General features: G+C 67.0%; 18 protein-coding genes. 11 read left to right on the top strand and 7 right to left on the bottom strand.

The features are described 5' to 3' along the window. Positions 1-43: 43 nt before the first annotated feature. Entirely contained in the window at positions 44-868 is an 825-nt protein-coding gene (gene cobA / locus PCQ86_RS10395) for a uroporphyrinogen-III C-methyltransferase (protein WP_270173656.1), read from the bottom strand. A 210-nt stretch (positions 869-1078) separates the two neighbouring features. On the opposite strand from cobA, the gene PCQ86_RS10390 reads away from it, so the two are divergent. From PCQ86_RS10390 to PCQ86_RS10350, 9 genes are read left to right on the top strand one after another with little or no spacing between them, the layout of a single operon-like run. Beyond that, positions 1079-2803: a nitrite reductase gene (locus tag PCQ86_RS10390; protein WP_011805163.1), complete on the top strand. Its 1725-nt coding sequence runs from the start codon at positions 1079-1081 to the stop codon at positions 2801-2803. A 19-nt stretch (positions 2804-2822) separates the two neighbouring features. After that, the gene (locus PCQ86_RS10385) at positions 2823-3167 is read left to right on the top strand and encodes a c-type cytochrome (RefSeq protein WP_015913259.1); all 345 of its coding nucleotides are present in this window, start codon (positions 2823-2825) and stop codon (positions 3165-3167) included. After that, entirely contained in the window at positions 3164-4378 is a 1215-nt protein-coding gene (locus PCQ86_RS10380; protein ID WP_015913258.1) for a cytochrome D1 domain-containing protein, read from the top strand. The genes PCQ86_RS10385 and PCQ86_RS10380 overlap by 4 nt, the downstream gene beginning before the upstream one ends. A gap of 3 nt (positions 4379-4381) precedes the next feature. Further along, entirely contained in the window at positions 4382-5428 is a 1047-nt protein-coding gene (gene ahbB / locus PCQ86_RS10375; protein WP_270173655.1) for a siroheme decarboxylase subunit beta, read from the top strand. Then, positions 5415-5897 carry an Lrp/AsnC family transcriptional regulator gene (locus tag PCQ86_RS10370; RefSeq protein WP_270173654.1) on the top strand — a complete coding sequence of 161 codons (483 nt, stop codon included), beginning with the start codon at positions 5415-5417 and terminating at the stop codon, positions 5895-5897. The genes ahbB (PCQ86_RS10375) and PCQ86_RS10370 overlap by 14 nt, the downstream gene beginning before the upstream one ends. Continuing rightward, positions 5887-6369 (top strand): siroheme decarboxylase subunit beta, encoded by a 483-nt coding sequence (ahbB, locus tag PCQ86_RS10365; RefSeq protein WP_011805158.1) that lies wholly within the window; start codon positions 5887-5889, stop codon positions 6367-6369. The genes PCQ86_RS10370 and ahbB (PCQ86_RS10365) overlap by 11 nt, the downstream gene beginning before the upstream one ends. A gap of 2 nt (positions 6370-6371) precedes the next feature. Further along, positions 6372-7592: a heme d1 biosynthesis radical SAM protein NirJ gene (gene nirJ / locus PCQ86_RS10360; protein ID WP_270173653.1), complete on the top strand. Its 1221-nt coding sequence runs from the start codon at positions 6372-6374 to the stop codon at positions 7590-7592. Next, complete coding sequence (locus PCQ86_RS10355; RefSeq protein ID WP_270173652.1) at positions 7585-9285, top strand: nitrite reductase; 1701 nt, start codon at positions 7585-7587, stop codon at positions 9283-9285. The genes nirJ and PCQ86_RS10355 overlap by 8 nt, the downstream gene beginning before the upstream one ends. A 53-nt stretch (positions 9286-9338) precedes the next feature. Further along, entirely contained in the window at positions 9339-10103 is a 765-nt protein-coding gene (locus tag PCQ86_RS10350) for a Crp/Fnr family transcriptional regulator (protein WP_123675788.1), read from the top strand. A 27-nt stretch (positions 10104-10130) separates the two neighbouring features. On the opposite strand, the gene PCQ86_RS10345 is transcribed toward PCQ86_RS10350, so the two are convergent. The 6 genes from PCQ86_RS10345 to PCQ86_RS10320 all read right to left on the bottom strand — a co-directional run bounded on the left by PCQ86_RS10345 (position 10131) and on the right by PCQ86_RS10320 (position 15300). Further along, entirely contained in the window at positions 10131-10757 is a 627-nt protein-coding gene (locus tag PCQ86_RS10345) for a Maf family protein (RefSeq protein WP_270173651.1), read from the bottom strand. 51 nt (positions 10758-10808) lie between these two features. Beyond that, entirely contained in the window at positions 10809-11276 is a 468-nt protein-coding gene (rlmH, locus tag PCQ86_RS10340) for a 23S rRNA (pseudouridine(1915)-N(3))-methyltransferase RlmH (RefSeq protein WP_011805153.1), read from the bottom strand. A 15-nt stretch (positions 11277-11291) separates the two neighbouring features. Further along, positions 11292-12116, bottom strand: a complete 825-nt coding sequence (gene rsfS, locus PCQ86_RS10335) for a ribosome silencing factor (RefSeq protein WP_270173650.1) — start codon at positions 12114-12116, stop codon at positions 11292-11294. A 170-nt stretch (positions 12117-12286) separates the two neighbouring features. Continuing rightward, a complete protein-coding gene (gene hemF, locus PCQ86_RS10330) occupies positions 12287-13276 on the bottom strand; it encodes an oxygen-dependent coproporphyrinogen oxidase (RefSeq protein ID WP_270173649.1) in 990 nt (329 codons plus the stop codon). Next, on the bottom strand, positions 13273-14559 hold the full coding sequence (gene purD, locus PCQ86_RS10325) for a phosphoribosylamine--glycine ligase (protein ID WP_011805150.1): 1287 nt from the start codon (positions 14557-14559) through the stop codon (positions 13273-13275). Before purD ends, hemF begins: the two co-directional genes overlap by 4 nt. 21 nt (positions 14560-14580) lie before the next feature. Further along, positions 14581-15300 carry a YebC/PmpR family DNA-binding transcriptional regulator gene (locus PCQ86_RS10320; RefSeq protein WP_011805149.1) on the bottom strand — a complete coding sequence of 240 codons (720 nt, stop codon included), beginning with the start codon at positions 15298-15300 and terminating at the stop codon, positions 14581-14583. Positions 15301-15370: 70 nt separating this feature from the next. Here PCQ86_RS10320 and PCQ86_RS10315 point away from each other — a divergent pair, with 70 nt between their 5' ends. Together PCQ86_RS10315 and PCQ86_RS10310 are read left to right on the top strand one after the other, a co-directional pair. Next, positions 15371-16879 (top strand): helicase HerA-like C-terminal domain-containing protein, encoded by a 1509-nt coding sequence (locus PCQ86_RS10315; RefSeq protein WP_270173648.1) that lies wholly within the window; start codon positions 15371-15373, stop codon positions 16877-16879. A 72-nt stretch (positions 16880-16951) separates the two neighbouring features. After that, positions 16952-17653, top strand: coding sequence for a glutathione binding-like protein (locus PCQ86_RS10310; RefSeq protein ID WP_270173647.1), 702 nt, complete (start codon positions 16952-16954; stop codon positions 17651-17653). The last annotated feature ends 50 nt before the right edge of the window (positions 17654-17703 follow it).

Below are 17703 nucleotides of genomic sequence, written 5' to 3'. Positions count from 1 at the left end.
CAGAACCAGCGCTCCCCGCCGCCCTACCGGCGGCCGGCGCCCGTCACACCACCGTCGCCAGCATGCCCTGCATGAGTTGCGGCTGCAGCGCCACCACGTCGCCCACGATGATGAGCGCCGGCGGACGCACGCGGTGCTGCTGCGCCAGCGCGGGCAGGTCCTGCAGCGTGCCGGTGATGCAGCGCTGCCCGGGCAGCGAGGCTTGCTCCACCAGCGCTGCGGGCGTGCTGTCCGGCAGGCCGTGGCGCACCAGTTCGCGGCAGATGATCGGCAGCGTGCCCATACCCATGTAGATCACCACGGTTTGGCGCGGGCGCGCCAGCGCCTCCCAGTCCAGCGCCACTTCGTTGTCGCCGCGCAGGTGGCCGGTGGCAAACACCAGGGTCGCAGAGTGGTCGCGGTGCGTGAGCGGGATGCCGGCGCAGGCGCCCGCACCCTGCGCGGCCGTGATGCCCGGCACCACGTCGAACGCGATACCGGCCTCGGCCAGCGCCTGCACCTCTTCGCCGCCACGGCCGAAGATGAAGCCATCGCCGCCTTTCAGACGCACCAGGCTGCGCCCGCTGCGCGCCAGGCGCACCATGAGGTCGATGATCGATTCCTGCGGCAGCGTGTGGTGCGAGGACTGCTTGCCCACGTAGATCAGGTCGGCATCCTCAGCCACGTAGCGCAGCACCTCCTTGCCGACCAGGTGGTCGTAGAGCACCAGGCGCGCGCCGCGCAGGGCCTTGACGGCGCGCAGCGTGAGCAACTCAGGGTCGCCCGGGCCTGCGCCCACCAGCGTCACGTGTCCAGGCTTCGGGGGCTGTCCGGACTCTCCTGCTGCGGGTGCCACGGTGAACCAGCGCGCATCTTCAATGAAGCTCATATGGGCCTCTCCTTTGCGGATCATGGGGTGGCTCCATTGTTCAAAGGCTGCACCGTTTGCGTCCTTGAACCAGTTCAAGGACAGCGGCAACACCCGCTGCGACGATACTCCCACTCGCATGAAGAGGGGATGGACAGCGACCTCGCGAGAGTGGCCCTGGCAGCCGCCAGGGCCCACCCAAGCGCTGATCCGTGACGCAGAGGACCCACAATGACAGCAAAGAGGATCGCCAGGCTGGTCGCATTAGCGGCCGCCACCCTGGTGTCTGCCACCGCTATGGCGCAGGACGCCAAGCCAGTCTCGGAGGCCGAGAAAAACTACCAGGCAGGCGGATCGCCGCTGGCGGAAGTGCCCATGTACCAGAGCACGAACCCCAAGGCACCCAAGATGACGCAGGCCGAGTTCGACCGCGCACGCCAGATTTACTTCGAGCGTTGCGCGGGCTGCCACGGCGTGCTGCGCAAGGGCGCCACGGGCAAGCCGCTCACACCGGACGTGACCCTGCCCAAGGGCACGGACTACCTCAAGGTCTTCATCGCCTACGGCTCGCCTGCCGGCATGCCCAACTGGCAGACGTCCGGCGAATTCGACGAGGCGACCGTGGACCTGATGGCCCGCTACATCCAGCAGGACCCTCCCACACCGCCCGAGTGGAGCCTGGCCGACGCCAAGAACACCTGGAAGGTCATCGTGCCGCCAGACCAGCGTCCCAAGAAGAAGATGAACAAGTACAACTTGGACAACATCTTCTCCACCACGCTGCGCGACACGGGCGAAGTGGCGCTGATCGACGGCGACACCAAGCAGATCATCAACATCGTCAAGACCGGCTACGCGGTGCACATCTCGCGCATGTCGGCTTCGGGGCGTTATCTGTTCGTGATCGGCCGCGATGCCAAGATCAACATGATCGACCTGTGGATGGAAAAGCCCGACAACGTGGCTGAAATCCGCGTGGGCCTGGAAGCACGCTCGGTGGACACCTCCAAGTTCAAGGGCTATGAGGACAAGCTGGCGATCGCCGGTGCATACTGGCCTCCCCAGTACACCATCATGGACGGCAACACCCTGGAGCCCCTGAAGATCGTGTCTACCCGCGGCATGGTCGTCGGCACGCAGGAATACCACCCCGAGCCGCGCGTGGCTTCCATCGTGGCATCGCACTACAAGCCCGAGTTCCTGGTGAACGTGAAGGAAACCGGCAAGACGATGATGGTGGACTACTCCAACCTGAATGCGCTGAAGACCACCGAGATCGGCTCGGCTCCCTTCCTGCATGACGGTGGCTGGGATGCATCCAAGCGCTACTTCATGGTGGCTGCCAACAACAGCAACAAGATTGCTGCGATCGACGCCAAGGACGGCAAGCTGGCCGGTCTGACCGAAGTGGGCAAGATCCCCCACCCCGGCCGCGGCGCCAACTTCACGCACCCCAAGTACGGTCCGGTGTGGGCCACGGGTCACCTGGGCGACGAGACCATCTCGCTGATCGGCACCGACCCGCAGAAGAACAAGCAATACGCCTTCAAGGAAGTGGCCAAGCTCAAGGGCCCGGGCGGCGGAGCGCTGTTCATCAAGACCCATCCCAAGTCCAAGCACCTGTGGTCCGACGCACCGCTGAATCCTGATCCCAAGGTTTCGCAAGCCGTGGTGGTGTTTGACATCAACAACCTGGACAAGGGCTACGTCACGCTGCCGATCGCCGAATGGGCAGGTCTGCCCGATGACGGCGGCGCCAAGCGCGTGACCCAGCCTGAGTACAACAAGGCAGGTGACGAAGTGTGGTTCGCCGTGTGGTCGGCCAAGGACAAGCAAAGTGCGCTGGTCGTCGTGGACGACAAGACGCTCAAGCTGAAGTCCGTGATCAAGGACCCGCGCCTGATCACGCCGACCGGCCACTTCAACGTGTACAACACCCAGCACGACGTCTATTGACGCACTTCGAAGGCCAGCCATGTCACGCACCGCGTTCCTGTCCCTGGCCCTGGCATTGGCCGCTTCGGCGGCCGGCGCACAGGGCACGCCCGACCCTGACCGAGCCGCCCAGCTCGTGCGCATGGTGCGGCAGGACTGCGGTTCGTGCCATGGCATGCGCCTGACGGGCGGCCTGGGTCCCGCGCTCACCCGCGAGGCCCTGGCCGGCAAGCCGCCCGAGTATTTGGCTGCCGTCATCACCCACGGCATCCCCGGTACACCCATGCCGCCCTGGAGCGCCATGCTGCAGGGAAGCGAGGCCCTGTGGATCGCCGAACAGCTGGCCAATGGGTTCCCCGAAGAAAACAGGAGGTCCGCCCCATGAAACGGCGTGCCCTGCTCTCCCTTACCGCCAGTGCACCCCTGATTGCCACGGGCTGTGCGGCTCCCTCTTCCACCACCTCCACATCCGCCGCTCCTGCAGCCACGCTGCAGGGCACGGGCGATCTGGGCGTGGTCATCGAGCGCGCCAAGGGCGCACTCACCCTGATCAACACCAGCCGGCGCGAAGCCGTGGGCCGCGTTACCGGCCTGGGCGACCTGTCGCACGCCTCGGTGGTGTTCTCGCGTGATGAGCGCTTTGCCTACGTCTTCGGCCGCGACGGCGGCCTGACCCAGGTAGACCTGCTCACCCAGCACATCACGGGCCGCGTGATGCAGGCCGGCAACTCCATCGGTGGCGCCATCAGCGCCGACGGCAGCCTGGTCGTGGCGCAGAACTACACGCCCGGCGGCGTCAAGGTCTTCGACGCCGCCACCCTTGAGTTGCTGGCCGACCTTCCCGCCCACACGGCCAGCGGCGAACGCTCGCGCGTCGTCGGCCTGGCCGACCTGCCGCAGCGCCGGTTCATCTACAGCCTGTTCGACGCGAACGCCATCTGCATCGCCGACTGCTCCAACCCCCGAAAGCCGCAGGTCACCACCATCCCCAACATCGGCCGCCAGCCCTACGACGCGCTGGTCTCGCCCAACGGACGCCACTACATCGCCGGCCTGTTCGGTGAAGACGGCCTGGCCATGGTGGACCTCTGGGACAACCCGCCGCGCGTGCGCCGCATCCTCGCAGGCTACGGCCGCGGCCAGCAACCGCTGCCGGTGTACAAAATGCCCCATCTGCGCGGCTGGGCCATCGCGGGAGGCCATGCCTATCTGCCGGCCATTGGCCGCCATGAGGTGCTGGTGGTCGACACCGCCACCTGGGCCGAGGTCGGCCGCATTCCGGTCGCGGGCCAGCCGGTGTTCGTGATGGCGCGGCCCGACGGACGTCAGGTGTGGGTCAACTTCTCTGTGCCAGACTACAACCGCGTGCAGGTCATCGACACTCCGAGCCAGCGCGTGGTGCAGACGCTGGAGCCCGGCAAGGCCGTGCTGCACATGGAATTCACGCCGCGCGGCGAATCGGTCTGGATCAGCTGCCGTGACGACAACCGCGTTCAGGTCTACGACACGCACACCTTGCAGTCCCAAGCCAGGCTGGACGTGGACGCCCCCAGCGGCATCTTCTTCACTGCCCGCGCACAGCGCATGGGGTTCTAAGCCATGCCGAGCAGCCAGAACGCAACCCACCTCGCGCTGCTCAACCACTGGCAGCGCGGCTTCCCCCTGTGCGCCGAACCCTTCGCGGCCATCGGCCACAGCCTGGGGATGGATGCCGAGGCCGTGCTCAGCGGCTACGCACGGTTGTGGCAGGCGGGCGCGCTCAGCCGCATCGGCGCGGTGTTCGCGCCGGGCGCGGGGGGCGCCTCCCTGCTGGCGGCCATGGCCGTGCCGCCCGAGCGGCTCGACGACGTGGCCGCCACGGTGTCGGCCCACCCAGGCGTCAACCACAACTACGAGCGCGAGCACACCACCAACCTGTGGTTCGTGGCCACCGGCCATGACGCGGACCAGGTGGAGCGCCTGCTCCAGTCCATCGAGCACACCACCGGCCTGCCCGTGCAGCGCCTGCCCATGCTGCGCCCCTACCGCATCGACACCGCCTTCGACCTGGAGAGGACGTCCGCAGGCGTGGGGGACGGCGTCGGCACCACGGGCCCCACGGGCCGCGCACGCACCCCCCTGGCACCCGAAGACTGGCCCCTGGCCGCGCTGGCCGAGCAGGGCCTGCCGCTGACCGAGCGGCCCTATGACGTATGGGCCCACCAGCTCCACAGCAGCACGCCCGCCGTGCTGGCCACCATTGCCCGCTGGCAGGACGAAGGGCTGCTCAGCCGCTTCGGCGTGGTGGTGCGTCACCATGAACTGGGCTACACAGCGAATGCCATGGCCGTGTTCGACGTGCCGGACGACCACGTGGACACCCACGGCCTGGCCCTGGCCCATGCGCACGGCGTAACGCTGGCGTACCGCCGTGCGCGCACGCCGGACTGGCGCTACAACCTGTACTGCATGGTGCATGGGCGCGACCGCGCAGCGGTGCATACCCAACTGGCGCAGGCCGTGGCCCAGGCGGGCCTGGCCACTTGCCCCAGCGCCGTGCTGTTTTCGCTGCGGCGCTTCAAACAGACGGGTGCGCGGCGGTTTGCCCACCATGCGCCCCATGCCATTCCCGAACCCATGCAGGAGGCCGTCGATGCTCTCCCCTGAAGACGCTCGGCTGATCGACCACCTGCACGGCGGCTTTCCGCTGGTGGACCACCCTTTCGCCGCCGTCGCCGCCGACATCGGCTGGACCGAAGAGCAGGTCATCGAACGCCTGCACCGCCTGCTCGCCCAGGGTGTGCTCACGCGCTTCGGCCCGCTGTTCCAGATCGAACGCGCAGGCGGCCAATTCGTCCTCGCGGCCATGGCTGTGCCCGAGGATCGTTTTGACGCCGTGTGCGCTGCCGTCAATGCCTTCACCGAGGTGGCGCACAACTACCGCCGCGAGCATGCGCTGAACATGTGGTTCGTGGTGGCGGCCGAGTCCCCCGCGCTGGCGCGCGAGACCCTGGTACGCATCGAAGACGCGACTGGCCTGCCGGTCTACGCCTTTCCCAAGGAAGAAGAGTATTTCGTGGAGTTGCGCCTGCCGCCCCTGCCGGCGCAGTCCACCGGAGAACACCATGGCGCTTGATGCCTTCGACCGTGCGCTGATCGCCGCCACGCAGGGCGGGCTGCCGCTGGTGGCGCGCCCCTACGAAGCCGTGGGCGCCATGCTGGGCGTGCCTGGCGAGCAGGTGCGCGAGCGCCTGGCCCGGATGATCGACGAGGGCCTGGTGCGCCGCATCGGCGCGGTGCCCAACCATTACCGCCTGGGCTACACGGCCAACGGCATGAGCGTGTGGGACGTGGACGATACCCAGGTCGCCGCGCTGGGCCGCCAAGTCGCCGCGCTGCCGGGCGTGAGCCACTGCTACCGCCGCCCGCGCCACCTGCCCCACTGGCCCTACAACCTGTTTGCCATGCTGCATGGCCCCAGCCGCGCGCATGTCGAGCAACAGGCCGAGCAGATTGCCGGCCTGCTGGGCGATGCCTGCCGCGCCCACGACATCCTGTACTCCACGGCCATCCTCAAGAAGACCGGCCTGCGCCTCAAGGAAGACTGACCATGTTTCGCATCAGCCAGTACCTGCGTGAACTCGCCCAGGCCCAAGCCACCGGAACCTACCCCACTTCACGCGAACGGCACGCGCGCGGCCCCGTGGTCATCTGGAACCTGATCCGGCGCTGCAACCTCACCTGCAAGCACTGCTACGCGCTCTCGGCCGACCACGACTACGCTGGAGAGCTGTCGTTGCAAGAGGTATACACCGTCATGGACGACCTCAAGGCCTTCGGCGTGCCTGCGCTCATCCTCTCGGGCGGCGAGCCACTGCTGCGCCCCGACCTCTTCGAGATCGCGGCGCGCGCGCGTGACCTGGGCTTCTATACCGGCCTTTCGACCAACGGCACGCTGATCGACGCACCCATGGCCGCGCGCATCGCTGGCGCGGGCTTCGACTACGTGGGCATCAGCCTGGATGGCCTGAAGCCCACGCACGACAAGTTCCGCCGTCTGGACGGTGCGTTCGACCGCAGCCTGGCCGCCATCCGCCACCTGGCCACGCACAACGTCAAGGTGGGCCTGCGCTTCACCATGACAGCGCTGAATGCACACGATCTGCCCGCGCTGCTGCAGCTCATGAAGGACGAGGGCGCCAACAAGTTCTACTTCTCGCACCTGAACTACGCGGGGCGTGGCAACATCCACCGCGACAAGGACGCGCACCACCAGGCCACACGCCAGGCCATGGACCTGCTGTTCAACCACGCCTGGGCCGATGCCCAGGCCGGCAGCCTGGACGACTACGTGAGCGGCAACAACGATGCCGACGGCCCCTATTTGCTGCAATGGGCACGCGAGCACCTGCCGCAATGGGAAGGCGCCTTGCGCCAGCGCCTGCTGGCCTGGGGCGGCAATGCCAGCGGCCAGATGGTGGCCAATATCGACAACCTGGGCCATGTGCACCCCGACACCATGTGGTGGCACCACGACCTGGGCAGCGTGCGCGAACGGCCCTTCTCGCAGATCTGGAACGACACCAGCGACCCGCTCATGGCGGGGCTCAAGCAGCACCCGCGCCCTGTCCAGGGCCGCTGCGCCGGTTGCCAGTACCTCACGATCTGCAATGGCAACACCCGCGTGCGCGCACAGCAGCTCACGGGCAACCCCTGGTTCGAGGACCCCGGCTGCTACCTCACCGATGCCGAAGTGGGCGCATCCAGCACGCCCTTCGAATCCCCTGCCAAGCATGAGCGCCGTCGCACGATCGAGATTGCCCATGCGTAAACTAGAAACACCTTTCCCTGAGCGGCTACACCGCTTCCCCCTTCTCTGCGCTATCGCGAAAAAGGTGGATACCGCCGCGGCGAAGCGGCCCTTGCGCGGCAGCCGCTGGTCTGGGCCGAGCCGTTATCTGGCGGCCTTGGGTCTGTTCTGGCTCGCGGGCCTGCACGCCCAAACCACCGAAGCCCTCCAGCCCAACGCCCCCGCCCTGTACCAGCAGCACTGCGCTGTATGCCACGGCGCGCAGCGCACCGGCATCATGGGCCCCGCGCTGCTGCCCGAGAGCCTGGAGCGCGTGCGCCCCGCCGAGGTGTTGCGCGTCATCCAGCAAGGGCGCCCCGCCACCCAGATGCCCGGGTTCTCCGAGCAGTTGGGCGACGCGGAGATTCGCGCCCTGGCCGCGTGGGTACGTACCCCCGTGGTGCCCGCGCCGCGCTGGGGCGAGGACGATATCCGGGCGTCACGCACGTTCACGCCCGTGCCCGACGATGAGCCCGCCAAGCCGAAGTGGAACGCAGACCCGATGAACCTCTTCCTCGTCGTGGAAGGAGGCGACCACCATGTCTCGCTGCTCGACGGCGACCGCTTCGAGGTCATCACGCGCTTTGCCAGCCGCTATGCGCTGCATGGCGGTCCCAAGTTCACGCCGGACGGGCGCTACGTGTTCTTCGGTTCGCGCGACGGCTGGATCACCAAATACGACCTGTGGCGCCTGCGCGTGGTGGCCGAGGTGCGCGCGGGCCTGAACATGCGCAACGTGGCCGTGAGCGGCGACGGGCGCTGGGTGATGGCCGCCAACTACCTGCCCCACACGCTGGCGCTGTTCGATGCGGATCTGAACCTCGTGCAGACATACGCCGCAGCCACGCTCGACGGCAAGGCGAGTTCACGCGTTTCGGCCGTGTACGACGCCACGCCGCGCAAGAGCTTTGTGGTGGCGCTCAAGGACATCCCCGAGCTCTGGGAAATCTCGTACGACCGGAACGCGGCCCCCATCTACGATGGTCTGGTGCACGACTACAAGATGGGAGAGGCCATCGCCAGGCCCGGCTACCTGGGCGTGCGGCGCACCCCCCTGAGCGAGCCGCTGGACGACTTCTTCTTCGACCAGTCCTACCGCCACGTACTCGGCGCCACGCGCCCGCGCAGTGGCGCCGACGAACGCGCAAGCGCGCAGGTCGTAAACCTGGACATCCGGCGCAAGGTGGCCGATCTGCCCATCGCCGGCATGCCGCACCTGGGCTCGGGCATCACCTTCGCCTGGGGCGACACCACTGTGCTGGCCAGCCCCAACCTGGGCGGCGGGGCCGTGGACGTCATCGACATGCAGACCTGGAAGACGGTACGCACCATCGCCACGCCCGGCCCGGGTTTCTTCATGCGCAGCCATGAGGACACGCCCTACGCCTGGACCGACTCCATGATGAGCCCCACGGCCAAGGACACTCTGACCATCATCGACAAGCGCACGCTGCAGCCGGTGGCCCAGGTGCGCGAGCCCGGCAAGACGCTGGCGCACATCGAGTTCACCCGCGATGGCCGCTACGCCCTCGCCAGTGTCTGGGAAATGGACGGCGCCCTGGTGGTCTACGACGCCGCCACCTTCAAGGAAGTCAAGCGCCTGCCCATGAAAAAGCCCGTGGGGAAATACAACGTCTGGAACAAGATCACCCGCAGTGAGGGCACATCGCACTGAACGATTTGAGATAGATCAAGTCAAAACCTAGGGGTCTCCCCTGTAATGCGCACATGGACATCGCGCACTTCGACATACCGCGCTACCTTGCGGCGCTGCCCCTGTTCCAGGAAATGGCACCCCAGGAGCTGGAACGCCTGGGCACGGGTTGCCGGCTACGCCGCTATGCGCGCGGCGAGATGGTGTTCAGCGTTGGCATGCCCTGCGAGGAATTCCACGTCACCGTAATGGGGCAGGTGAAGCTGTTTGCACTGTCGCCAGCGGGGCAGGAGAAGGTGATCGAGCTTGCCGGCCCCGGCATCAGCTTCGCCGAGGCGCTGATGTTTACTGATCGTCCCTATATCGTGAACGCCCAGGCCCTGACCGATACCCTGCTGCTCTCTGTAGGCAAGGCGGCCGTGGTGCGCGAGATCGAGAACGAGCCGCGCTTTGCCATGCGCATGCTCGCCGGCATCTCGCGCCGACTGCACGGCCTGGTGCATGACGTGCAGACCTATACGCTGCACAACGGCGCGCAGCGCGTGATCGGCTACCTGCTGCACGCCCTGCCCGAGGACGCGCCTCATCCCCCTGCCGCACCTGTGCCTCCGCAATGCCCGGCCCGCGCGGCACTGCAGTCCGTTGCTCCCGCGCCGCCAGCCAGCGCGCGCAGCATCTCGCTGCCGGTGAGCAAGGCCACCATCGCTTCGCGGCTGTCGATCACGCCCGAGTATTTCTCTCGCGTACTGCACGACCTAGAGGCCGCCGGCCTGATCCACATCGACAAGCGCGACATCCACATCCCGGATACGGCGCGCCTGGCCAAATACCCGATGTAACCAGGCTCCGGGCCTGACAGGCTGCGCCTAGACGGCCAGCACGCCCGCCGCGCGCAGCAGGCGCGCCGTCTCATACATGGGCAGGCCCATGATGCCGGAGTAACTGCCCGACAGGTGCTCCACATAGGCGGCGGCGCGCCCCTGGATCGCATAGGCGCCCGCCTTGCCCAGCGGCTCGCCCGTAGCCACGTAGTCCTCGATCTGCGCCCGCGACATGGGCACAAAGCGCACGCGCGAGACTGACAGCGCCGTGAGGCGTCGGGGACCCACCTGCAGCGCGACGGCCGTCAATACGCGGTGTTCATGCCCCGCCAACTCCCCCAACATACGCACCGCGTCGTGCGCATCCTCGGGCTTGCCGTAGATGGTGCGACCCAGGGCCACGGTGGTGTCGGAGCACAGAATGGGCGCTGGCGACAGCCCGCGCCGCGCATGGCGCGCCACGGCAGCGTCCAGCTTGAGCCCCGTCACCCGCTCGACATAGGTCGTGGGCGCCTCACCAGGCAGCACGGCTTCAATGGCCTCGGCATCCTCGGCCTCGTCCCCCGCCGCGTTGGGCAGCAGCAGCTCATGGCACACCCCCAACTGCTCCAGCAACTGGCGGCGCCGCGGGCTCTGAGAGGCCAAGTAGATGAAGCGGTGTTCTTGAGTCAAATGGGCCTCCAGCGCCCGACCAGAAAGCGCGAGCAGCTATCAAATCTGAAGTTATTCGCGATGGTACGGGTGCCCGGCATTCACCGACCAGGCACGGTAGAGCTGCTCGATGAGCAACACGCGCACCATGGCATGCGGCAGGGTCAGGTCGGACAGGCGGATGCGCTCGTGCGCCGCCTGGCGAAAGGCCGGGTCTAGGCCGTCGGGGCCGCCGATGACCAGGGCCACGTCGTCCCCCCCGAGCTGCCAGTCCTTCAGCCGCTGGGCCAGGGCCTTGGTGGTGAGGCCCGTGCCGCGCTCGTCCAGCACCACCACACGGGTGCCACGCGGGATGGCCGCTTCGATACGCTCGCGCTCGGCAGCATAGAGCGTCTCCAGCGTCTTGGAGCCGCGCGGCTCGGTCTTGACGGCCTTGAGCTCGACCTTCAGCTCGGGCGGGAATCGCTTGGCATAGTCGTCATAGGCCGTCTGCGCCCAGTCGGGAACCCGCTGGCCCACGGCCACGATCAGCAGCTTCATGGGTCAGCGCAAGGCTCAGGCCTTCTTGCGTGCGGGGGCCTTCTTCGCGACAGCCTTGCCGGTGGATTTGGCGGCCGGCTTGCGTGCCGTGGTGGTAGCGGCGGCCTTGGCGGGCGCCTTCTTGGCCACAGGCTTGTTCACCACGACGGTCTTCACCGCGTTCTTGACAGCTGGCTTCTTCTCCGCCACGGGCTTTGCCGTGCTCTTCTTCGCTGCGGGTTGGGATGCGGCCTTGACCGGTGCCTTCTGTGCCTTGCTCGCGAGCTTGCCAGCGGGCTTGGATGCGGGCTTCACTGCGGATTTCGCTGCCGGTTTGGCCGCTGCGGGAGCTGCCGCCTTGGCCGGCTTCTGGCCAGCTGCGGACTTCGTGGCGGGCTTGGCTGCTGCCTTCTTGGCAGCCGGCTTGCGCGCGGGCGCCTCGTCGTCGCCTTCCGAGGCCATGATCTTGCGCGGCTTGGCAGCGCCCAGCTTCAGGCGCACGGGCTTCTCGCCCCAGATCTCCTCCAGCCGGTAGTACTGGCGGATGGCGGGCTGCATGACATGCACCACGGCCTGGCCGCAGTCCACGATGATCCATTCGCCGTTGTCCTCGCCCTCGCTGCGCGGCTTGGGGAACCCGGCCTTGCGCACGGCGTCGCGCACGCTGGCGGCCAGCGCCTTGGTCTGGCGGTTGGAGCTGCCGGTGGCGACGACCACGCGCTCGAACAGCGGCGAGAGATGCTCGGTGTTGAAGACCTGGATGTCTTGCGCCTTGACGTCTTCCAGGCCATCGACGATGGCGCGCTGGAGCTTGGTGACGTCTTTCTTGGCGGCGGTTTCCGATTTGCTGGAAGTGGTCATCAGGTGGTCTTCAGTGAAGGAATGGAATCAATATAGCCTGCAAGCACCGCCACGGCCAAGGGGGGCGCGGAGCGGTTGTCAGGGCATGTTTCAGATATCAAAAACGGGTCTGGCGCTTGATGGTCAAGCGCAGGCAGCTATTGAAATTATAGTTACCCGCGCTCACACACTCAGATCCAGTCGCGGCGCTGAAGAAAGCGCTCGGTCAACAGCGCCTCGGGCGAACCCGGCTGCGGCTCGCGCTGGTAGGACCAGGCCGCCAGCGGCGGCATGGACAGCAGGATGGATTCCGTGCGCCCGCCCGACTGCAGGCCGAAGTGCGTGCCGCGGTCCCACACCAGGTTGAACTCCACATAGCGGCCACGCCGGTAGAGCTGGAACTCGCGTTCGCGCTCGCCATGGCCCATGTGCATGCGCCGCTGCACGATGGGCAGGTAGGCGCCCAGGAAGGCATCGCCCACGCTCTGCGTCATGGCCAGGCTCTGCTCGAAGCCCAGCTCCGCGAAGTCGTCAAAGAAGATGCCGCCCACGCCGCGCTGCTCATTGCGGTGTTTAAGGTAGAAGTACTCGTCGCACCAGGTCTTGAAGCGCGGGTACAGGCCTTCGCCGAAGGGCGCGAGCGCATCGCGGCAGGCACGGTGAAAGTGCACCGCATCGTCGTCGAAACCGTAGTACGGCGTGAGGTCCATGCCGCCGCCGAACCAGCAGATGGGGCCCTGGCCTGCCTGACCTGCCGCACCTGTGCCAGCCGCACCTGTGCCGGCTGCGATCATGCGCACGTTCATGTGCACCGTGGGCACATAGGGGTTGCGCGGGTGAAACACCAGCGACACGCCCATGGCCTCGAACGGCGCACCCGCCAGCTCCGGCCGGTGCTGCGTGGCCGAGGGCGGCAGACGCGGCCCGCTCACATGCGAGAAGCCGCAGCCCGCGCGCTCGAACACGCGCCCACCTTCCAGGATGCGCGTGATGCCGTCGCCCTGCAGTGCAGACCCGCTTTCGCGCCGCCAGGCATCGGACCGAAAGCGCGCCCCGCCGTGGCTTTGCGGCCCCTCGATGTCCTCCAGCGCGCTGGTGATGCGCGCCTGCAGGCCCTCCAGATAGCCGCGCACGCGAGCCACGGTGTCCGCCGTGTTGAAGGTGGGTTTTTGTGTGGTCATCCGTTGGCCTTCACCGCGCGGTGGCCAATGTCGTGACGGTACTGCGCGCCGTCGAAGTGAATGCCGCGCGCCACGTCATACACACGCTGCTGTGCCTGCTTGACGCTGTCGGCCAGCGCCGTCACGCACAGCACACGCCCGCCACTGGTACGCACCACGCCATCCACGAGCTGTGTGCCGGCGTGGAAGACCATGGCGTCGTCCGCGTCCTGCGGCAGGCCGGTGATGGCATCGCCCTTGCGCGGGTTCTCGGGATAGCCCTGGGCAGCCATCACCACGCCCAGCGCCGTGCGGCGATCCCACTGCAGTTCCACCTGGTCGAGCTTGCCGTCCACGGCCGCCCCCAGCACCTCCACCAGGTCGCTTTTGAGGCGCATGAGGATGGGCTGTGTCTCGGGGTCGCCCATGCGGCAGTTGAACTCCAGCGTTTTGGGATGGCCCGTCGCGTCGATCATCAGGCCGGCATACAGAAAGCCCGTGTAGGGGATGCCGTCTTTTTCCATGCCACGGATGGTGGGCAGGATCACCTCGCGCATGGCGCGCGCATGCACATCGGCCGTGACCACCGGCGCAGGCGAATACGCGCCCATGCCACCGGTGTTGGGGCCTTGGTCGCCATCCTTCAGGCGCTTGTGGTCCTGGCTGGTGGCCAGCGCCAGAACGTTCTTGCCGTCGCACAGCACGATGAACGAGGCTTCCTCACCTTCGAGGAACTGCTCGATCACCACGCGGGCGCCGCCTTCGTTGTGGGCGACGCCGTACTTGTTGTCCACCAGCATGAAGTCCACGGCGTCGTGGGCCTCCTGCAGCGTCATGGCTACCACTACGCCCTTGCCCGCCGCCAGGCCGTCGGCCTTGATGACGATGGGTGCGCCCAGACGGTCCACGTAGGCATGCGCGGCCTGCGGGTCGGTGAAGGTCTCATACTCGGCAGTGGGGATGCCGTGGCGCTTCATGAAAGCCTTGGAGAAGGCCTTGGAGCTTTCCAGTTGCGCGGCAGCCTGCGTGGGGCCGAAGATGCGCAGGCCGTGGGTACGGAACTCGTCCACCACGCCAGCGGCCAGCGGTGCCTCGGGGCCGACCACGGTGAGCGCGATCTTCTGCGCCTGCGCCCACTCGCGCAGGGCCGTCACGTCGCTGATGGGCACGTTCTCATACTTTGGCGACAGCGCCGTGCCGCCGTTGCCGGGCGCCACGTACACCTTGGAGGTCTTGGGGGACTGGCTCAGCTTCCAGGCCAGTGCGTGTTCCCGGCCGCCGCCGCCAATGACTAGGATTTTCATAGGGTGTCGGTGCTCAAGTTCCTAGAGCTCTGCGTTGTGGTAGACCTCTTGCACATCGTCGAGGTCTTCGATCATGTCCAGGAGCTTTTGCATGCGCGCGACATCGTCGCCCTCCAGGGCGATGGTGTTCTCGGGGCGCATGGTGACCTCGGCCACCTCCGGCTGAAGGCCCGCAGCCCCCAGCGCATCGCGCACCGCCTCGAAATCGCCGGGCGCGGTCAGCACCTCGATGGCGCCCTCATCATCGGTGATCACGTCCTCGGCGCCCGCCTCCAGGGCCACTTCCATGACCTTGTCCTCGCTGGTGCCGGGGGCGAAGATGATCTGGCCCACGTTCTTGAACTGAAAGGCCACGGAGCCTTCCGTGCCCATGTTGCCGCCGTACTTGCTGAAGGCGTGGCGCACTTCGGCCACGGTGCGCACGCGGTTGTCGGTCATGGTGTCCACGATGATCGCGGCGCCGCCGATGCCGTAGCCCTCGTAGCGGATTTCCTCGTAGCTCACGCCTTCCAGCGTGCCCGAGGCCTTGTCGATGTTGTACTTGATGCGGTCGGCCGGCATGTTGGCGGCCTTGGCCTTGTCGATGGCCAGGCGCAGACGCGGGTTGGCCGAGGGGTCGCCGCCGCCCGTGCGCGCCGCGACGGTGATTTCACGAATGATGCGGGTCCAGATCTTTCCGCGCTTTTCATCCTGGCGCCCCTTGCGGTGCTGGATGTTGGCCCATTTACTGTGTCCTGCCACTGCAGCGTCCTTTGATTGATTTAATCTTGCGGCCGCGATTTTACTTTTGACTCACCCCATCACTACCGCCATGTCCGAACCTCTCCTGATTGCACAGCGTGATTCCACGCAATGCCACCTGCTGCCGGGCCTGGCCAACCGGCACGGCCTGATCACCGGCGCCACCGGCACCGGCAAGACCGTGACGCTGCAAACGCTGGCCGAGCAGTTCTCGCGCATCGGCGTGCCGGTGTTCATGGCCGACGTGAAGGGCGATCTCACCGGCATCAGCCAGAAGGGCAGCATTGGCGAGAAGCTGGGCAAGACGCTGGCCGACCGCGGCTTGGCCGCGCCCGAGCCCACGGCCTGCCCCACCACGCTGTGGGACGTGTTCGGCACGCAGGGCCACCCCGTGCGCGCCACCATCTCGGACATGGGGCCGCTCTTGCTGGGGCGCATGCTGAACCTGAACGAAACACAGCTGGGCGTGCTGAACTTGGTGTTCAAGATCGCGGACGACAACGGCCTGCTGCTGCTGGACCTGAAGGACCTGCGCGCCATGCTCACCTACGTGGGCGACAACGCCAAGGACTTCACCACCGAGTACGGCAACATCTCCACGGCCAGCGTGGGCGCCATCCAGCGCGGGCTGCTGCAGATCGAGACGCAGGGCGGCGACCAGTTCTTTGGCGAGCCCATGCTCAACATCCAGGACTTCATGCAGACCGTGGACGGGCGCGGCGTGGTCAACATCCTGGCGGCCGACAAGCTCATGAATTCGCCGCGCCTGTACGCCACGTTCCTTCTGTGGATGCTGTCGGAGCTGTTCGAACAACTGCCCGAGATCGGCGACCCCGAAAAGCCCAAGCTGGTGTTCTTCTTCGACGAAGCCCACCTGCTGTTCAACGAGGCGCCCAAGGTGCTCGTGGAGCGTATCGAACTGGTGGTGCGCCTGGTGCGTTCCAAAGGGGTCGGCGTGTATTTCGTCACCCAGAACCCGCTGGACATCCCCGACAGCGTGCTGGCCCAGCTGGGCAACCGCGTGCAGCACGCGCTGCGCGCCTTCACCCCACGCGACCAGAAGGCCGTGAAGGCCACGGCCACCACCATGCGCCCCAAGGCGGGCCTGGACATCGAGGCCGCCATCACCGAGCTGGCCGTGGGCGAGGCGCTGGTGAGCTTCCTCGACGCCAAGGGCCGCCCCAGCGAAACCGAGCGCGTGTACGTGCTGCCGCCCGGCAGCCAGATCGGCCCCATCACCGACGTGCAACGCCGCGCACTCATCGGCGGATCGCTCGTCGCGGGCACCTACGAGCAGGCCGTGGACCGCGAATCTGCCTACGAGAAGCTGCGCGGCCGCGCCGAGCAGGCTGCCAGCACCGCCCCCAGCGCCCCCGGCAACGGCACGGCGCAGGGCGACAGCGGCCTCATGGGCGGCCTGAACGATGTGCTGTTCGGCAGCACCGGGCCGCGCGGCGGCAAGCGCGACGGCCTGGTGCAGACCATGGCCAAGTCGGCCGTACGCACCATGGGCACCAGCCTGGGCAAGGAAATACTGCGCGGCGTGCTGGGCGGCATCTTCGGCGGTAGGAAGCGTTGAGGCGTTCCAAGCCAAATTCAGCTCCAGCGCCCATCTATCAAGCGCTAACAGCTATTATTTAAGGAGCATCCGATGATCGACCTGTACTACTGGACCACGCCCAACGGCCACAAGATCACCCTCTTCCTGGAAGAAAGCGGCCTGCCCTACCGCGTGCACCCGGTGAACATCGGCCGGGGCGAGCAGTTCGCGCCGGACTTTCTGCGCATCGCGCCCAACAACCGCATCCCCGCCATCGTGGACCAGGCGCCCGCGGATGGCGGCGCGCCGCTGTCGGTGTTCGAGTCCGGCGCCATCCTGCTGTACCTGGCCGACAAGACCGGCCGGTTCATCCCGCAGGACCTGCGCGGGCGCAACGAGGCGCTGCAGTGGCTGTTCTGGCAGATGGGCGGCCTGGGGCCCATGGCCGGGCAGAACCACCACTTCACGCAGTACGCGCCTGAGCCGGTGCCCTACGCCATTGAACGCTACGTGAAGGAAACCGCGCGCCTGTACGGTGTGCTGGACAAGCACCTGGCCGACGGGCGCGACTACATTGCAGGGGACTATTCCATTGCCGACATGGCCTGCTACCCCTGGATCGTGCCGCATGAGAGGCAACGCCAGGACCTGGCGGATTTCCCGCACCTGCGGGCCTGGTTCGAGCGCATCCAGGCGCGGCCCGCCACCGGCCGCGCCTACGCGCTGGCACAGACCATCAATACCGCGCCCACGGTGGACGAGGCAGCCAAGAAGATCCTCTTCGGCCAGGACGCCGGCACCGTGCGCCGCTAACCAAGCACCGAGGCGCCATGAAAAAAAGCCGCTGTTCAGCGGCTTTTTCG

This window comes from Diaphorobacter sp. ED-3 (assembly GCF_027625375.1).
GTDB lineage: Bacteria > Pseudomonadota > Gammaproteobacteria > Burkholderiales > Burkholderiaceae_C > Diaphorobacter > Diaphorobacter nitroreducens.
Note: the sequence above shows the minus strand (reverse complement) of the source record. Positions and strands in the feature narration are given on the sequence as shown.